Genomic DNA, 1,264 nt, shown 5'->3' with positions numbered 1-1,264 from the left:
GCGGTCGGTCGTCCGAAGATGATCCCCGGCGACTGGATCAAGCCGGGCGCGACGGTGATCGATGTCGGCATCAACCGCATCGACGAGGGCGGCCGCACCCGCCTGGTCGGCGATGTCGATTTCGAGACCGCCGCCCCGGTCGCGGGCGCGATCACCCCGGTTCCGGGCGGGGTCGGGCCGATGACCATCGCCTGCCTTCTGGCCAATACGCTGACCGCCTGCTGCCGGGCGAACGGTCTGCCGGAACCTGCCGGCCTGACCGCCTGAACGCGATGCGGGGGGCGGGATGCGGGGGCCAGCCCCCGCGCCCCCCGGGGTATTTCTGAAACGATGAAGAACGGGCCCTGGCGCCCGCTGACAGTGGAGAGCCTGATGACCAAATACTGCCTGACCGTGACCTGCCTTTCGACGCGGGGGATCGTGGCGGCGATCTCGACCTACCTGGCCGCGAAGGGCTGCAACATCACCGATTCCAGCCAGTTCGACGATGCCGAGACCGGGCGCTTCTTCATGCGCGTCAGCTTCGTCTCGGAACAGGGCGTCGGGCTGAAGGAGCTGGGCGAGGGGCTGGCGCCCGCCGCCGAGGAATTCGACATGACCTATGCCTTCCATGACGAAGCCTCGAAGATGAAGGTCGTGATCATGGTCAGCCGCTTCGGCCATTGCCTGAACGACCTGCTCTATCGCTGGCGCATCGGAGCGCTGCCGATCGACATCGTCGCGGTGATCTCGAACCACATGGATTACCAGAAGGTGGTGGTGAACCACGACATCCCCTTCCACTGCATCAAGGTCACCAAGGAGAACAAGCCCGAGGCCGAGGCCCGCATCATGGCGGTGGTCGAGGAAAACGGCGCCGAGCTGGTGATCCTGGCGCGCTATATGCAGGTGCTCTCGGACGAGCTGTGCCGGCGCATGTCGGGCCGCATCATCAACATCCACCACTCGTTCCTGCCCAGCTTCAAGGGCGCCAACCCCTACAAGCAGGCCTTCGAGCGCGGCGTGAAGCTGATCGGCGCCACCAGCCATTACGTCACCGCCGACCTGGACGAGGGCCCGATCATCGAGCAGGACATCATCCGCGTCACCCATGCCCAATCCCCCGAGGATTACGTCAGCCTGGGACGCGATGTCGAAAGCCAGGTCCTGGCCCGCGCCATCCATGCCCATATCCACAGGCGCGTCTTCCTGAACGGAAACAAGACCGTCGTCTTCCCCGCATCGCCAGGAAGCTATGCCAGCGAAAGAATGGGCTGAATGGGGG

General features: G+C 65.1%; 1 protein-coding gene and 1 pseudogene. Both read left to right on the top strand.

What is annotated here, in order from left to right; genetic code table 11:
• Positions 1–267 (top strand): annotated as a pseudogene (locus ACO2Q4_RS23595) (bifunctional methylenetetrahydrofolate dehydrogenase/methenyltetrahydrofolate cyclohydrolase); the annotation flags it as partial.
• A 105-nt stretch (positions 268–372) separates the two neighbouring features.
• Entirely contained in the window at positions 373–1,257 is an 885-nt protein-coding gene (gene purU / locus ACO2Q4_RS23590; protein WP_311761864.1) for a formyltetrahydrofolate deformylase, read from the top strand.
• The last annotated feature ends 7 nt before the right edge of the window (positions 1,258–1,264 follow it).

Source organism: Paracoccus sp. KR1-242, from assembly GCF_049446195.1.
Lineage (GTDB): Bacteria > Pseudomonadota > Alphaproteobacteria > Rhodobacterales > Rhodobacteraceae > Paracoccus > Paracoccus broussonetiae.
Note: the sequence above shows the minus strand (reverse complement) of the source record. Positions and strands in the feature narration are given on the sequence as shown.